The sequence below is a fragment of the Methylobacterium sp. J-059 genome (genome assembly GCF_022829485.1).
Classification (GTDB): Bacteria; Pseudomonadota; Alphaproteobacteria; order Rhizobiales; family Beijerinckiaceae; genus Methylobacterium.
In genome coordinates this window covers 1-13877 of record NZ_JAKSYA010000075.1, presented here as the reverse complement: position 1 = coordinate 13877, position 13877 = coordinate 1, and the positions used below count along the sequence as shown (strand labels likewise).

Here is a 13877-nt window from a genome sequence, read left to right as displayed (position 1 = left end):
ACCGGACATGACCCAGGACATCGTAGGCCAGCCGCTCCACCCACCCGGCGCGGGGGTGCCGATCTCCTCCCTGCTCGACACAGCGCCCTACCGCGTCGGCAGCGTCACGCTGGTCGCGCGAGACCTCAACGGTCTCGCACGCTTCTATCGCGCCGCGGTCGGGCTTTCGACGGTTTCCCAGGAAGCCGACGTGATCCGGCTCGGGGTCGGCGCCACCGTGCTGCTCGAACTGCGGCATGATCCGGCGGCCCGCCCCTGGCGCCCGCAGGAAGCCGGGCTCTTCCACACGGCCTTCCTTCTCCCGAGCCGCGGCGACCTCGGTGCCTGGTTGGCGCACGCCACCGAAAACGGGATCCGCGTGACGGGTGCCGCCGACCACCTCGTCAGCGAGGCGGTCTACCTCACCGACCCAGAAGGCAACGGCATCGAGATCTACGTCGACAGGCCCGCCTCCGAATGGCCAGGGGCGAGTGACGGCTCCATTGCCATGAGCAACGACCCCCTCGACCATCACGGGCTCGTACGGGCCGCGCCGGGTCCCTGGACGGGAATGCCACCGGCCGGTCGCGTCGGGCACGTGCACCTCCAGGTCGGCGCGCTCGCACCCGCCGAGAATTTTTATTCGAAGCTCCTCGGATTCGACGTCACGTGCCGCTATCCCAGCGCGGTGTTCCTCGGCGCGGGCGGCTACCACCATCAGCTCGCCGCCAACACCTGGAATAGCCGGGGAGCGCCCGTGCGACAGGCGGGTACGACGGGCCTGGCCGAGGTCGCGCTGCTCGCGAGCCCCGAGGCCCTGGGCGCCGCGCGAACCCGCTGCCGCGAGGTCGGCCTGCCGCTCGACGAGGCCGACGGCTCGTTCGTCCTTCGCGATCCCTGGGGCACCCGTCTGCGCCTCATCCCGCTTTCCGATCCGAGCCAGCCGGCCTCGCCTGGCGAACGCCGAGCGGATGGGACGGAAGCACTGGCCCGTCCGGCATCGAAGGCGCCGGTGCTCGGGTGATATCGCCCGGGCGGAGTTCGCCAGTGCCGGTACCCAGGATTGTACACTCATCACGGTGAACGCGTATGCGACAGGTCCTTCTCTCGGCGCTCGGCGCCATCTCCCTCGTCGCGACAAGCGGCCTGGCCATGGCCGAGCCGGCCGTGGACGTGCTGGGCAAGGACTACGTCTTCCCGAACAGGATCGAGGGCCTGCCGGCGCGGCTGTCCGAGTTCGAGGGCCTTCAAGTCAACACCTTCGTCACCGACGACGGGGTGAGGCTCGCCTACTGGGAGGCCGGTACGGGCCAGCCGCTGATCTTCGTTCCCGGGTGGTCTGCCAACGGCGCCGAGTACGTCAACGTGATGTACCTGCTGAGCAGGCATTTTCGCGTGATCGTGCTCGACCCGCGCAACCAGGGCCTGTCGCAGAAGGTCGACTACGGCACGCGCATCTCGCGCTTCTCCATGGACCTCAAGCAGATGGTCGACCACCTCGGAGTGCGGCAAGCGGACTTCTGCGGTTGGTCGATGGGGGCGTCGGTCCTGTGGGGCTACATCGACCTGTTCGGCACGAAGGGCATCCGCAAGCTCGCCTTCGTCGACGAGCCCATCTCCATCGTGGCGCACGGCGACTGGTCCGAGCGTGAGCGGCAGGATGCGGGGGCCCTCGTGCCTTCGCCCGAGCCTCTGATCGCCGCCCTGGACACCGCGCCGCCGGCAAACCCCTCGCCCGACGACACGAACCTCATGGCCCGCATGATGCTGAGGGACTCGGCCTACTTCGCGAACTCCGAGGCCTTCGCGCAGAGCTTCGTGAAGACCGACCCGAACTTCACGAAGCTGGTCATGTACGACCACTTCACCAACGACTGGCGCGACGTCGTCCGGCACAAGATCGACCGGCCGACGGCGATCTTCACCGGCGAGTGGAGCGCGAACGTCCCAAGCCAGCGCTGGGCCAGGTCGGTGATCCCGGGTGCGACGCTGCACGTCTACACGAAGGCGGAGCAGGGCGACCACTTCCTGATGTTCAAGAACCCGGTGAAGTTCACGGACGACCTGAGGGCGTTCCTAGACCGCTGAGGACCAATCCACCCCTTCCATCACACCCCATCACGGAGAGACCATCATGCCGGTCGTGCGCGTTACCTGGTTCGAGGGCAAGGACCACAAGGAGAAGGCGAAGGTCGCCGCCGAGATCACGGACAGCATCGCTCGCAACACGGGCACCGACCCCAACTACGTCTACGTGATCTTCGAGGACGTGAAGACCTCCGACTGGGCGGGCGCGGGCAAGCTTTTCGGCGAACAGGCCGATGCGCAGCCCAAACCGCAGGCCGGGCCTACATAAGCGGGATCGCGATCCCGTGTTCCATCGGCCTCGGGGCGCCCGCCGGGAAACAATCCGGCGGGCGCCGAGGTCGGAAGGCGTGAGCTGTGGGGACGCGCCAGTGTTGACCTGAACCGTCGTCCCGTCCGGATCCCCATCGACCGCGTAAAAACGATCGGCCCATGATCGTCTTCGTCACCGGCGCCAGCGGATACATCGGCGGTTCGGTCGCCGCACGTCTGGCGTCGCAGGGCCATGCCGTCAGGGGCCTGATCCGGAACGCAACCCGCGCCGACGAATTGCGGGCGCACGGCATCGAGCCGGTCCTCGGCACGCTCGACGACGTCACCCTCCTTGAGGCGGAGGCCCGCAACTCCGACGCAGTGATCAATGCCGCCAACAGCGACGACGTCGACGCGGTCGAGGCGCTTCTGAGGGGGTTGGAGGGAAGCGGCAAGCGCTTCGTCCATACCAGCGGCTCCAGCCTCGTCGGCGACGAGGCGATGGGAGAGCCGTCGGACGCGGTCTTCACGGAAGCCACCCCCGTGACGCCGACCCCGGACAAGGCGGCCCGGGTCCCCCTCAACGCGCGCATCGCAAGAGCGGCGCCGGGCGTGCACTCGGTCGTGCTCTGCAACAGCCTCATCTACGGGAACCACCTCGGACCCGAGGCCGGGAGCGTCCAGATCCCGCCGCTCGTGGCCTTGGCCCGGGAGGGCGGCGTCGCCCGGCACGTCGGACGTGGCCTCAATCGCTGGTCGAACGTGCACGTCGCCGACATTGCCGATCTCTATGCGCTCGCGCTCACGAAGGCGCCGCCGGGCAGCTTCTACTTCGTCGAAAACGGCGAGGCGTCGTTCAAGGAGATCACGGATGCCATCGGCGAGAGACTGGGGCTGGGGCCGAGCACGGACCTGGCCCCCGACGAGGCGATCACCCGATGGGGTCGCGAGAGCGCCGTCTTCTCATTGGGCTCGAACAGCTGTGTGCGTGCCGACAAGGCCAGGCGCGACCTCGGATGGGCTCCGGTGCGCACATCCGTCACCGACTACATCCTGAACGACATGCACGCCTGAGGCGCGGTGCCGGGATCGAAAAGTCCGCACCCGAAACATTGAAGGCCGTCCTTTCCATTCGCGGGCAGCCTCAGGACGCGCGCTCATTCCTATTCCTAGTCACACCGACCCCTCGCGAAAGAATTCCGGATGACCGAAGAAACCTCCTGCAATTACCACCTCGCCATCGAGCCGGCGAACTTCGAGACCTTCAAGGGGCTGATCGCCCGGATCGTCGCCGCCACCCGCGAGGAGCCCGGTACCCTGGGCTACGAGTACAGCGTCAATGCGGACCAGAGTGCCGTGCACATCGTCGAGCGCTATCGGACCTCGGCGCTGCTGGGCCATGTGGAGAAAACCTTCGCCCCCTTCGCGGAACGGTTCCTGGAACTGGCGACCATCCAGGGCCTCTACGTCTACGGCACCACGACGCCGGAGATCCGGGCCAAGCTCGATGCCTTCGGCGCGGTCTACATGACGCCCTTCGACGGCTTCACCCGCTGAGGTCCGTACGGGCCCAGGATCGGCGACCGCAATTCCTTTCCCACGCGCATCGAGCCGTAGGTCCCAGGACCGGCTTCCGGATGCCAGAGGCGACCCATGAAGCTCCACGTCTACGATCACTGCCCGTTCTGCGTGAAGGCAAGGGCGATCTTCGGCCTGAAGGAGGTGCCTGTCGAGCTCGTCGTGATGTTGAACGACGACGTGGCGCCCCCCGAACGCATGGTCGGGCGCAAGGTGGCGCCGATCCTCGAACACGAGGACCGGTTCACGCCCGAAAGCATGGACATCGTCGCCCTGATCGACGCCATGGGGGACCCTCGTGTCCTCGCCGGAGCGACGAACCCGGCCGTGGGTAGCTGGATCGCGGAAGGGTCGGGCAGCCTGTATCGCCTTGCGATAACGCGGTGGGCCTCCGCACCCTTGCCCGAGTTCGCCACCGCGGATGCACGAGCCTTCTTCACGCGGAAGAAAGAAGCATTGATCGGCCCCTTCGAGGACAGGCTTGCGGAGACCGCGGCCCTGGTCGAGGTGACGAACGCCCATCTCGCCAGCCTGGAACCGCTTTTACGCTCCCCTGAGGCGGTGAACGGCGATCTGTCGGAGGATGACATCCATCTCTTCGCCCACCTCCGCGCCATGTCCATCGTCGCCGGCGTAGCCTACCCCGCTAAGGTCGATGCCTATCGTCGCCGGATGTCGGAGAGGACGAAGGTACCACTCCACGACGACATCGCCACCTGAGGAGAGCCAAGCGCAGGCCGACTGGGACGCCCGGGATGATGCGTGCCGTAGCGGTGCAGGCCCCCGGCGACCCTGACGTCCCGAAGGTGCAGCGCTGTCCGGCGCTGGGCCCATGCCGGGTCAGGCCTTGATCCGCGTGAGGGCGTTCGGCCTGAACCGATCCGAGCCTTTCACGCGGCCCTGCCCGCCCGTCGGATGCTTCGGCATCATGCCCGCAGCGGTTTCCCGCCCCGCTCGATCTTCACTCGGCAGGACGGGCCGCGAAGAACGGTGCCTTGCGCCAGGCGCCCAGGAGCTCGAAACGCGGGGCCTTGCCGTCCGCCTCGACCGCCACCGTCGCGGTCCGGCCGGAGACCAGCCGGGTCTGGTCGGGAACCTCGTCCAGCTTGATCCGTACGGGAATGCGCTGCGCAAGCCGCACCCAGGCGAAGGTCGGGTTCACGTTCGCGAGCAGGTTGGCGCCGGCGGTGCGCTCCCGGTCCTCGATGCCGCCGGCGAAGCTCTCGACGTGGCCTGTGATGACGCCCTCGTCGCCCATCAGGTGGATGCGGGCCCTGTCGCCGACGTGGATGCGCGGCAGCTTCGTCTCCTCGAAGTAACCCTCGACCCGGAGGGTGTCGCTGTCGACCAGCGCCATCACGCCCTTCCCGGTGGAGACGTAGTTGCCCGGGCGAAGCTCCATGTTCGTGATGCGTCCGTTGACCGAGGCCTTCACCTCGGATCGGACGAGATTGAGCTTGGCCACGTCGCGGTCGGCCGTCGCCTGGTCGTACGCCGCCTTGGCTTGAAGGTCGGTCGCGCGGGCAGCCTCGACCCTCTGCTGGGACGCGGCGGCGTCGCTGAGCTTGGTGTAGCGGACATAGTCGGCCGCCGCCTGCTCGGCGCTCGCGTGCTTGCCCTCCACCATCGCCTCGGCTTGGCGCAGCGCCAGGGTGAAGCGTTCCGGGTCGATCCGAAACAGCACGTCGCCGCGCTTCACGACCTGGTTGTCCTGGACCATGACCTGGGTCACGAGGCCCGAGACGTCGGGTGCCACGCCGACCACGTCGGCCCGGACGCGCCCGTCCCGGGTCCAGGGGGCCTCCATGTAATAGTCCCACAGGGCGAGGCCCACGATGGCGGCGAGCGCAACCATCGCCAGGGTGACGGCGAGGCGGGAGAACAGGGCGAGGAGCCGTTTCATGGGATGGGCCGGGAGGTCAGGGGCGGGATCGGACGCGGCGGGTCGGCGTGGATAGCCGTCATGCGCTCATGACGTGAGCGGCATGGCGACCGCGACCACGCAGCCCAGCAGCACGACGTAGAGTGCGAGGTCGAAGAGCGGGCGGTGCCACACCATCCGGTAGAAGCCGGTCCGGGCCAGCAGGCGCCGAACCACGAGGCTGAGGAGGAAGGCCAGCAGCATCCAGGCCGCGAGGCCCGGGACGAAGACGCCGTAGACGTCGAGTTCGCCGGTCATGCCGCGAGCCCCGTTGGCGTGGTCGTGGCGATACGCCGGCGATAGGACGGAACGTCGGGAAAAAGTCCGCGACGGATCCCGACGAGGCCCATGAGCGCCGCCCGGTGGGAGGGATGACCGGGGTCCTCCCCGGCGGCGTCGAGGGCGGCGTCGACCGTCCCGAGGAGGGTTTCGGGCGGCCGAGACGTGCGGGAGTGGAAATGGGCCGCGAGGGCGGCGAGGAGGCGCTCCGTGGCCTCCCGCGCCTCCTGCGAAAGATGGCGTCTGTCGCGGCGCAGCTCGACGACGTTGATCCCGACCCGGACCTCCCCGACGAGATCGGCCGTCCATTCCGCGTCCTCGGAAGGCAGGGACGCGAGCCGGGGGGCAATCAGTCCCACCCGGTCGAGCATGATGGCCGCGAGCTCAAGGCCGTTCCCGGCGCCGTGGCGCTCCGCGGCGTCCGCCAGGCTGCGACGGTTCACGAAGCGCAGTCTGCGCGCCGTCCAATCTGCCCCGACCGAGCGGACAAGGCGGGTGACGACCGCCGCAATCCACATCCCGGCGACGACCGCCACGGAAGAGTTGGCGAAGGCGGCGAAGTCGCCTGTGTAGCTGCCCTGGAGCGCGATCATGGCCGAGCCGTTGACGGCCGCGCCCATCGCGATCGGAGCTGATTTCGGCTGGGTCATGAGCACCCCGCACAGGAGCAGTCCCGGCGCCAGTGCGAGGGACAGCATCTCGAAGTTCGTTGCGAGCGGGAGGACGGCGAAAAGGTAGATGCCGGCCCCGATGCCGCCGAGGATAGCCGAGTTGGCAAAGCTGACGATGAACGGCGCTGGGTCGTCCTGGGCGGCGAAGAAGCAGCAGGCGACCGCGGCCATCATTGGGGCGCCGGACCCGTCCGGCCAGCCCGTCGCGATCCAGATCGCGCAGGCGAGCACGACGGAGAGGAAGGCCCCGACGGCGGACAGCAGGGCCATGCCGTGGTCGCGGTGCCGGATCACGCGAGCCTCGGCGGTATAGCGGAAGGCGAGCTTCTCGGTGATGGGCGTTCCGTCCGCGAGGTGGCGCTGCAGCAGCCTCGTGTCCTGGCGCAGGTCGATGAAGTCGCGGAGCCGTGCGGCGAGGCTCGCGAGCACGAGGTCGGACCAGGACGGGCGCCCGGACAGGACCGGGTCGATGGAATCGACGGCCGCGCGCAGGCGGTCCGCGGGGGCCGGTTCGGTCGTCCCCGATACGAGCCATGCCGCCATGTCGTCGAGGAGCGCATGCACGCGCGGGGGCAGCGACCCTTGGCGTTCCAGGGTCCCGATCCGGTCCGAGATGGCGGAGACGATGGGCAGGAACATGAGCATGTGCTGCCGCAGGGTCGCCATCGAGCCGGCCGAGCGCTCGGCGCCCGTCATGTCGAAGCGCAGCGGCGTCGCCAGGGCGTCGAACGCGAGGACGTCGGACGCGAGCTTGAGCCGCCGGGCCTGCGTATCCTTCGGGCCGTCGGTACGCCCGAGGACGTCCGCGACCCATCCGCGGGCATCGCGCAGCCAGAGATCGAGCCGCCCCGCGATCAGGGGGGCGACCGAGCGGGGCAGGACGACGGTGGAGACAAGACCGGCGCAGACGATGCCGATCATGATCTCCTCGGCGCGCGCCACCGCCGTATCGAACATCGCCCCCGGGTCGGCCACGGCCGGGAACCCGATCAGCGCGGCGGTGTAGCCGCCGAGCATCATCAGGTAGCTGCGTGGCGTCCGGTCGAGCAGGGAGAAGTACAGGCAGACGGCGACCCAGAGCGCGATGGTGAGCGTCAGGAGCTCGGGCGCGTTCGCGAGGTTGGGGACGAGGATCACGCTCACCAAGGCGCCGAGCACCGTGCCCAGCACCCGGTAGAGGGCCTTGGAGCGCGTCGCCCCCGCCAGGACCTGGCTGGTGATGAAGACGGTGCCGAGCGCCCAATAGGGTCGCGGCAGGTCGATCCACATCGCCAGATACAGGGCGAGCATCGCCGCCATGTAGGTCTTGACTGCGAAAACCCAGTCGCTCCGGCCCGGGAGGGTCACTCGGCGGCCTCCCTGGGGATCGCGCCCTCCGCCATGTCGCAGACATGCCTTTGGAGCGCGTTGAAGACCCGCAGGCCGGTCTCAAGGTCAGCCGGGTCGATGCCGGCGAACGCCGTGGCCCGCGCCGCATTGAGCTCGGCTTCCATCCGCGTGACGATCCGCTTTCCCTCGGGGGTGAGGCTGAGCACCTTGGCACGCCGGTCGGTCGGGTCCTCCATCCGCACGACGAGCCCCGCCGCTTGAAGCTGATCCAGGAGCCGGACCAGGGATGGCCCCTCGATCCCCACCGCCTCGGCAAGCGCGTTCTGGCGCGGATTGCGGGCGGAACGGCCGATCAGGATCAGGGGCAGCGCGGTCGCGTCTGAGAGGCCATGCGGCTCGGCAACCGAGTTGGCGGCGCGCCTCCATTGGCGCCCGGCAAGCACCAGGCCGTGGGTGTAGGCCTGCAGCAGGTGGTCGAGCTTCTTCGTCATCCGCTCCGCCTCGTTGCCATGGAAGGTTCGTTTGGCATCCGCGCCTGCCTCCGATTATGATAGAACCCTATCGATTAGTATGCAATCGGTTCAGCGATATGCACCTGCGTCCTGAGGCCGCCAGCCGACGGATCACAGATATATCGATAGCATGCAACCTTATAGCTCGCTAACAGTTTTCTGGATCATAATCCATGGTTTGCTAGGAAGGATTTGGGAAAATGGCCGAGGCATCGCGAGACGACGACATGATTAGCTCGAAGGTCGTGATCGATTATCCAGATTTCACGAAGTTGCCCGATGATGTGCGGGAGAAATTTAAGACCCTTCCAACGAAGGTGAACTTCTTCCGGATGGTGGGTCACAGTCCGGGCGCGTTCGTCCCCGTGATCGATCTTACGAATGCGATCTTCAGGGATCTGACCATCTCGGACTATCACAAGGAGATGTTGGTCCTGCTGGTCGCGGCACATGAGGACGTGGCCTACGAATGGGAGCAGCATGTCACCATTGCGCAGGCAGCTGGCGTCCGACCGGATCAGTTCATCGCAATCGCCGAGGGTCGTCCCGAAGATGCCCACGCTTTCAAGGACGACGAGCGCGTCCTGCTACGCTTCGGCCGGTCAATCCTTGAAAAGGGAAAGGCGCCGGGCGTCCTTTTCAAGCATGCCCTGACGCATTTCTCCGTACAGGAACTCAGCGATGCCGTGATCGTCGTCGGCTACTACAGAATGGTATCTAATTACCTTCAGACCTTCGATGTAGACATCGATGCACAAAGGGACGGAAATTGGATCAAGGGCTGAGCCCAGCGGACACGGCCCTTCGATTACCCCCCGGGAACCTCGGGTTCGGCCTTCGTCCCGCCCGGCGCCAGGGCGAGCGTCGGCCGTCCTGCAAGTACCGGGCGATGGATGAGTCGCCATGCCACCGCCGCCCTACCCCGGTTCATCGAGCGGGCGGAGACCCGACGGCATTCCGCTCCGGCCCACGAGGTGCGTGGCGGCAGTCTTGGTTCCACGGGTCGGAAGTCGGTACCTCCACCATCCTCGCCATGATCTCTCCGAGGGTGACCTAGTGCCAATCCCAGCGATCGACGCCGACGTCGAGGCTGGTCCGGGTGGCCGGTATGCTGCCATGGGAGTGGCCGTAGACGTGGAGGTCGCCGTGCCAAGCATTGGGCCACGTCACGTGCGCATAGTGGCTGGCCCAAAGGGCGACACGCTTGGGTATCCGATGCCGCTGCTCGCGCCGGTGACCAGACAGGTCTTGCCAGCGAGTTGAAGATCCATCGATTGTCTCCCGCAAACTCCTGCGCGTTGGCCGCCGTCCGGTCATCCACATGAGGGTGGCAAGTTCATCGAGCATCGACACCTCGCCCGCGCTCCACTTTCGGCCGCAGCAGGTCCACGATGTCCGTGACTTTATCGACCAGGCCAAGCCTCGTCGGCTTGAAGCCGACTGGCCTGCGGCGTCGTGAGGACGTCCTCGATCAGCCGCGTAAGTCTGACGGCATACTCGAAGTCCGTGACGGTGGACGTGTCGTGCCTGATGTCATCGCGCAACGCCGCGTAGACGCCGGCCACGTTGACCGCCGCGTCCGACAGCGCCGCAAACGGTCCCTCGTTGATGTTTTGCGGTTCGCCGTCCCGGATCAACCCGATCCGACCCGACTGGAGGCCGCGCGGCGCGCCGCCAACAAGGCGCAGGTGCCCCGTCTCGCCGACGAGATCGAGGTGGAAGGGCGTCTTTCCGGTCCGGCCACCCGCAACCTCCAACGTGAAGGGTGCGCCCGTGGCGTGACGGCCCTGCATGAGAAGGTGGTCGAAGGTGATGCGCTCGCGAAGCTGACGCGGCGCCCCGACCGCGATCTGCGGGAACTGGCGCGACCCCAGTGCGACCATAGAGGCCAGCGGGCCCGCCAGGGCAATGAGCAGGTCGACAGTGTGCGCGCCTTGGATCGTCACCATATTCGCAAACGTGGCCGGATCCTCCAGATAGGCGAACTGAGGCGGAACGTCCGGCCCGAAGCCGGCTGTGGTGGAGGAAACGCTGGCGCTCAAGGCCCGGCCCAAAGCGCCCGAACGAAGGATGTCCCGCGCCATCCGCACGGCAGGGCTCTCGCGCAATTGCAGGCCGATGGCGTGCTTGACCCTGGCCGACCGGGCCGCGTCGGCGATCTCGCGGGCTTGGTGCGAGCCTGCCCCAAGCGGCCATTCGCTGTAGACGTGCTTGCCCGCGGCGAGAGCGGCGAGCAGCAGATCCCGATGGCCGGGCACGCGGGTCGCCACAGTCACCACGTCGATGTCAGGATCGGCGATCAAGGCGAGACCGTCTCCATAGGCCTTCGCCACGTCGAAGGCCTGCGCGGCTTCGTCGGCGGCGGCCGGCGAGCCTGCGGCGACCGCCGTCAGATGAAGTCCGTCCACGGCCTGCACGGCGGGGACATGAGCCTCGGCCGCCCAGCCACCTGAGGTGTTGACGCCGATGATCCCAACATTGAGTTCGGTGGCCATTCCTTCGTCCTTCCGCTCATGCGCCTTCGCTATTCCTCTGCGCTAGACGTAAGGGCGGCCGGCACCATCATTTAGCCCTTTCTGTTTCCAGCAGTCGAAACGGAAGGTTTCGAATGACCGATCGCCTGACCAGCATGTCCGTGTTCGTGAAGGCGACCGACTTAGGTTCGCTGACAGCCGCCGCGACGGCCCTCGGTATGTCGTCTCAGATGGCTGGTAAGCACATCAGGTCGCTGGAGGACCGGCTTGGCACGCCCCTGATGCGACGATCGACACGGCGGCAGAGCCTCACCGATGCCGGACGGCTCTTCTACGAGCGCTGTCGCCGCGTGCTGTCCGAGGTCGAGGCAGCGGAGGCGGTGATCGAGGACGTGAGCGCCACGCCCCGTGGACGCCTGCGTATCAGCGCCCCCGTCGGCTTCGGTGCGACCCAGCTCGCCCCCCTGCTGGCCGACTTCATGGCACGTCACGTCGGGATCGAGATCGAACTGGTCCTGACGGATCGTTACGTCGACCCGGTGGACGAAGGCTACGACGCGGTGGTCCGGCTGGGCCCGATCGCGGAGACATCTCTGGTTGCGCGCGAGCTCGTCTCCCACGAGCAGGTCGTCTGCGCGTCGCCCGCCTATCTCGCCGCGCACGGAACGCCCGGGGTACCGGAGGATCTCGCCAGGCACGCGTGTCTTGGGTTCGTCAATGCCTCCGGCCTGCCCTACGCGGTCTGGCGGTTCACGAAGAATGGCGCCGACCACACGGTTAGGATCCGAAGCCGCTTCCAAGTGAATGATGGGCGGGTCCTATCCGCCGTGGCGGCGGCGGGCCACGGCATCGTCCTGCAGCCGGAAGCCGTCCTGCGGGCCGCGATCGAGCGGGGTTCTCTCGTGCCCCTGCTCACGGACTATCGCCCTCCTGGCCGATCGATGTTCCTGCTGTTCTCGGCCCGCCGACCACAGCCCCCGAAGTTGCGCGCGTTCATCGATGCGGTCGTCAGGGCGTTTCCCGCCACGGGCAGCACGTCCGCTTCTGGGAAAGGCCACGCATGATCCCGAGCGTCGAATTTGGGTCGCGAGTCGAATGGCCGCTCCGGTTAATTTTGCTGATCTGCTTCGGAACGTCGGTTCAGGGACGCAGACATTCGCGCGGCCAGGAGCATTCGACGATTTCACGGATACTTTGACTAGCCTGAGCGTGAGATCAGCGTCCCGGAAGCAGGCGCCGCTGGGTGACACATCGGGTACCAAACAGCCATGTCGGTGCGGGAACCACCTCGCGACGCATCCGCTTTCCCGACCGAGCGCGACGCGCCCGGCTTCGGCACACGCGGATTGCCCGCGACAGGCCGCTTCCCGTCGAGGCCGCGTCCCCAATCATCCAAGATCCTGGAGATACGATGAAATTTTATTGGGGACCCCACACCTGCGCGATCGGCATCCACATTCTACTGGAGGAGATCGGCACCCCCTACGAGAGCGTTAAGATAGATGTGGCCGGCGGCGAGGCCGAGGAGGAAAAGTTCAAGGCGATCAACCCGAAGGGCAAGGTCCCCACCCTCGTTCGCGACGACGGGACAGTGATGACCGAATATGGCGCCATCGCCACCTGGCTGGCCCGCACGAACCCCGACAAGGGGCTAATCCCCACTGACCCCGAGGCTGAGCGCCGGGGCATCGAGGTCATGGACTACGCTGTCGGCACGCTGCACCTGCAGGGGTTCGGGCGCTTGTTCAAGACGGAGAACTACGAGCCGCAGGACGCGCTGCACCGGACGCTCAAGCTCGGGCAGGCTTCGGTGAAGGAGCAGGGCCGCTCGATCATCGACGCGGCGTTAATCATTCTCGATCAGCAGATGGCGGGGCGCGCCTACGTAGTGGGCGATGCGTTCACGATCGGCGACACCGCACTATTCTACGCGACACGCTGGGCGCCGCAGCAAGGCATCCCGCTCCCGCCCAACCTCGCCGGACACTACGAGCGGATGAACACGCGCCCGGCCGTGGCGCGGGTCCGCGCGATTTGGGGCGAGGCGTGACCTCGTGGGGGGCTTACGATCCCACGGCATGAGCAACGGCTAGAGGCGGTTTTCTGCCCGTCCGGTTCTGGATGGCGGGCGCAACGAAGCGGACATAGCCGCGGGAACGCTCACGACCCATTGCGGCCCTTCGGAAGGTCCACTTCGGGGCAGTTTAGTGGAAGATGATCTACTTCCAGGTCGTTGGGGAGCAGTAGGTAGCTCGGTGACCGGAAAAAGACGCTCGCCCTCCCCCCCCCCCGCGCAGTCGCGTCGCTGTTCCCGTGGCTGTCAGTGCGAATGCAGTCGCCACGGGCCGAACGCGTGCGACGGGTCACGCGACCGATCCGCAGACCTGTTCTACTACGGCAGAGCGGCGATCGCGGCCCACTTAGAGCGCCTAACAGAACGGCACCCTGAGCGTTGATGTGCGTTGGTGTTTCATGGCCCGCGCACTTCTTCCCGACGATCTCTGGGACGAGATCGCCCCGCTGCTTCCGCCTCCCCGACCCCTTCCGAAAGGCGGTCGACGGCCTATCAAGAACCGGGCGGCCCTGACAGGCATCCTGTTCGTGCTGCGCTCTGGATTGCCCTGGGAGATGCTGCCGGCCGAGATGGGCTGTGGCTTGGGCATGACGTGCTGGCGCCGCCTGCGGGACTGGCAGGCGGCGGGCGTCTGGACCCGCCTGCATCAGGTGCTGCTGGGGCGACTTTACGAAGCCGGCCAGCTCAACTGGAGCCGGGCCAGCCTGGACAGCGCGTCTGTCC

At 67.1% G+C, this 13877-nt stretch carries 15 protein-coding genes; 10 read left to right on the top strand and 5 right to left on the bottom strand.

The genetic code is table 11. The features are described 5' to 3' along the window. Positions 1–7 precede the first annotated feature (7 nt). The 6 genes from MKK55_RS08540 to grxB all read left to right on the top strand — a co-directional run bounded on the left by MKK55_RS08540 (position 8) and on the right by grxB (position 4614). Positions 8–1003 carry a VOC family protein gene (locus MKK55_RS08540; RefSeq protein ID WP_243934200.1) on the top strand — a complete coding sequence of 332 codons (996 nt, stop codon included), beginning with the start codon at positions 8–10 and terminating at the stop codon, positions 1001–1003. Positions 1004–1068: 65 nt separating this feature from the next. Further along, positions 1069–2067, top strand: coding sequence for an alpha/beta fold hydrolase (locus tag MKK55_RS08535; RefSeq protein ID WP_243934198.1), 999 nt, complete (start codon positions 1069–1071; stop codon positions 2065–2067). 46 nt (positions 2068–2113) lie between these two features. Next, the gene (locus MKK55_RS08530) at positions 2114–2335 is read left to right on the top strand and encodes a tautomerase family protein (protein WP_243934197.1); all 222 of its coding nucleotides are present in this window, start codon (positions 2114–2116) and stop codon (positions 2333–2335) included. 161 nt (positions 2336–2496) lie between these two features. Beyond that, a complete protein-coding gene (locus MKK55_RS08525; RefSeq protein ID WP_243934196.1) occupies positions 2497–3390 on the top strand; it encodes an NAD-dependent epimerase/dehydratase family protein in 894 nt (297 codons plus the stop codon). 129 nt (positions 3391–3519) lie between these two features. Continuing rightward, the gene (locus MKK55_RS08520) at positions 3520–3873 is read left to right on the top strand and encodes a putative quinol monooxygenase (protein ID WP_243934195.1); all 354 of its coding nucleotides are present in this window, start codon (positions 3520–3522) and stop codon (positions 3871–3873) included. Between the two features lie 96 nt (positions 3874–3969). Further along, a complete protein-coding gene (gene grxB / locus MKK55_RS08515; protein ID WP_243934194.1) occupies positions 3970–4614 on the top strand; it encodes a glutaredoxin 2 in 645 nt (214 codons plus the stop codon). A gap of 241 nt (positions 4615–4855) precedes the next feature. On the opposite strand, the gene MKK55_RS08510 is transcribed toward grxB, so the two are convergent. The 4 genes from MKK55_RS08510 to MKK55_RS08495 form a co-directional block, all read right to left on the bottom strand. After that, entirely contained in the window at positions 4856–5797 is a 942-nt protein-coding gene (locus MKK55_RS08510; protein ID WP_243934193.1) for an HlyD family secretion protein, read from the bottom strand. Positions 5798–5863: 66 nt separating this feature from the next. Then, a complete protein-coding gene (locus MKK55_RS08505; RefSeq protein ID WP_243934191.1) occupies positions 5864–6073 on the bottom strand; it encodes a DUF1656 domain-containing protein in 210 nt (69 codons plus the stop codon). Then, positions 6070–8112: an FUSC family protein gene (locus MKK55_RS08500; RefSeq protein WP_243934190.1), complete on the bottom strand. Its 2043-nt coding sequence runs from the start codon at positions 8110–8112 to the stop codon at positions 6070–6072. Before MKK55_RS08500 ends, MKK55_RS08505 begins: the two co-directional genes overlap by 4 nt. Next, positions 8109–8585: a MarR family winged helix-turn-helix transcriptional regulator gene (locus tag MKK55_RS08495; RefSeq protein WP_243934189.1), complete on the bottom strand. Its 477-nt coding sequence runs from the start codon at positions 8583–8585 to the stop codon at positions 8109–8111. The genes MKK55_RS08500 and MKK55_RS08495 overlap by 4 nt, the downstream gene beginning before the upstream one ends. 221 nt (positions 8586–8806) lie before the next feature. Here MKK55_RS08495 and MKK55_RS08490 point away from each other — a divergent pair, with 221 nt between their 5' ends. After that, positions 8807–9391: a carboxymuconolactone decarboxylase family protein gene (locus tag MKK55_RS08490; RefSeq protein ID WP_243934188.1), complete on the top strand. Its 585-nt coding sequence runs from the start codon at positions 8807–8809 to the stop codon at positions 9389–9391. A 618-nt stretch (positions 9392–10009) separates the two neighbouring features. Here the strand turns inward: MKK55_RS08490 and MKK55_RS08485 are convergent. Further along, positions 10010–11101, bottom strand: coding sequence for a Gfo/Idh/MocA family protein (locus tag MKK55_RS08485; protein ID WP_243934187.1), 1092 nt, complete (start codon positions 11099–11101; stop codon positions 10010–10012). A gap of 113 nt (positions 11102–11214) precedes the next feature. Here MKK55_RS08485 and MKK55_RS08480 point away from each other — a divergent pair, with 113 nt between their 5' ends. The 3 genes from MKK55_RS08480 to MKK55_RS08470 form a co-directional block, all read left to right on the top strand. Next, positions 11215–12144, top strand: a complete 930-nt coding sequence (locus MKK55_RS08480; protein ID WP_243934186.1) for a LysR family transcriptional regulator — start codon at positions 11215–11217, stop codon at positions 12142–12144. Between the two features lie 347 nt (positions 12145–12491). Then, positions 12492–13130 (top strand): glutathione S-transferase family protein, encoded by a 639-nt coding sequence (locus tag MKK55_RS08475; protein ID WP_243934185.1) that lies wholly within the window; start codon positions 12492–12494, stop codon positions 13128–13130. A gap of 422 nt (positions 13131–13552) precedes the next feature. Further along, a partial coding sequence (locus MKK55_RS08470; RefSeq protein ID WP_243934184.1) for a transposase occupies positions 13553–13877 on the top strand: 325 nt, incomplete at its 3' end.

What these genes read in the sequence shown, in the direction of transcription:
- MKK55_RS08540 (WP_243934200.1), top strand. Translation starts at nt 8, where the DNA reads ATGACCCAGGACATCGTAGGCCAGCCGCTCCACCCACCCGGCGCGGGG.
- MKK55_RS08535 (WP_243934198.1), top strand. Translation starts at nt 1,069, where the DNA reads ATGCGACAGGTCCTTCTCTCGGCGCTCGGCGCCATCTCCCTCGTCGCG.
- MKK55_RS08530 (WP_243934197.1), top strand. Translation starts at nt 2,114, where the DNA reads ATGCCGGTCGTGCGCGTTACCTGGTTCGAGGGCAAGGACCACAAGGAG.
- MKK55_RS08525 (WP_243934196.1), top strand. Translation starts at nt 2,497, where the DNA reads ATGATCGTCTTCGTCACCGGCGCCAGCGGATACATCGGCGGTTCGGTC.
- MKK55_RS08520 (WP_243934195.1), top strand. Translation starts at nt 3,520, where the DNA reads ATGACCGAAGAAACCTCCTGCAATTACCACCTCGCCATCGAGCCGGCG.
- grxB (WP_243934194.1), top strand. Translation starts at nt 3,970, where the DNA reads ATGAAGCTCCACGTCTACGATCACTGCCCGTTCTGCGTGAAGGCAAGG.
- MKK55_RS08510 (WP_243934193.1), bottom strand. Translation starts at nt 5,797, where the DNA reads ATGAAACGGCTCCTCGCCCTGTTCTCCCGCCTCGCCGTCACCCTGGCG.
- MKK55_RS08505 (WP_243934191.1), bottom strand. Translation starts at nt 6,073, where the DNA reads ATGACCGGCGAACTCGACGTCTACGGCGTCTTCGTCCCGGGCCTCGCG.
- MKK55_RS08495 (WP_243934189.1), bottom strand. Translation starts at nt 8,585, where the DNA reads ATGACGAAGAAGCTCGACCACCTGCTGCAGGCCTACACCCACGGCCTG.
- MKK55_RS08490 (WP_243934188.1), top strand. Translation starts at nt 8,807, where the DNA reads ATGGCCGAGGCATCGCGAGACGACGACATGATTAGCTCGAAGGTCGTG.
- MKK55_RS08485 (WP_243934187.1), bottom strand. Translation starts at nt 11,101, where the DNA reads ATGGCCACCGAACTCAATGTTGGGATCATCGGCGTCAACACCTCAGGT.
- MKK55_RS08480 (WP_243934186.1), top strand. Translation starts at nt 11,215, where the DNA reads ATGACCGATCGCCTGACCAGCATGTCCGTGTTCGTGAAGGCGACCGAC.
- MKK55_RS08475 (WP_243934185.1), top strand. Translation starts at nt 12,492, where the DNA reads ATGAAATTTTATTGGGGACCCCACACCTGCGCGATCGGCATCCACATT.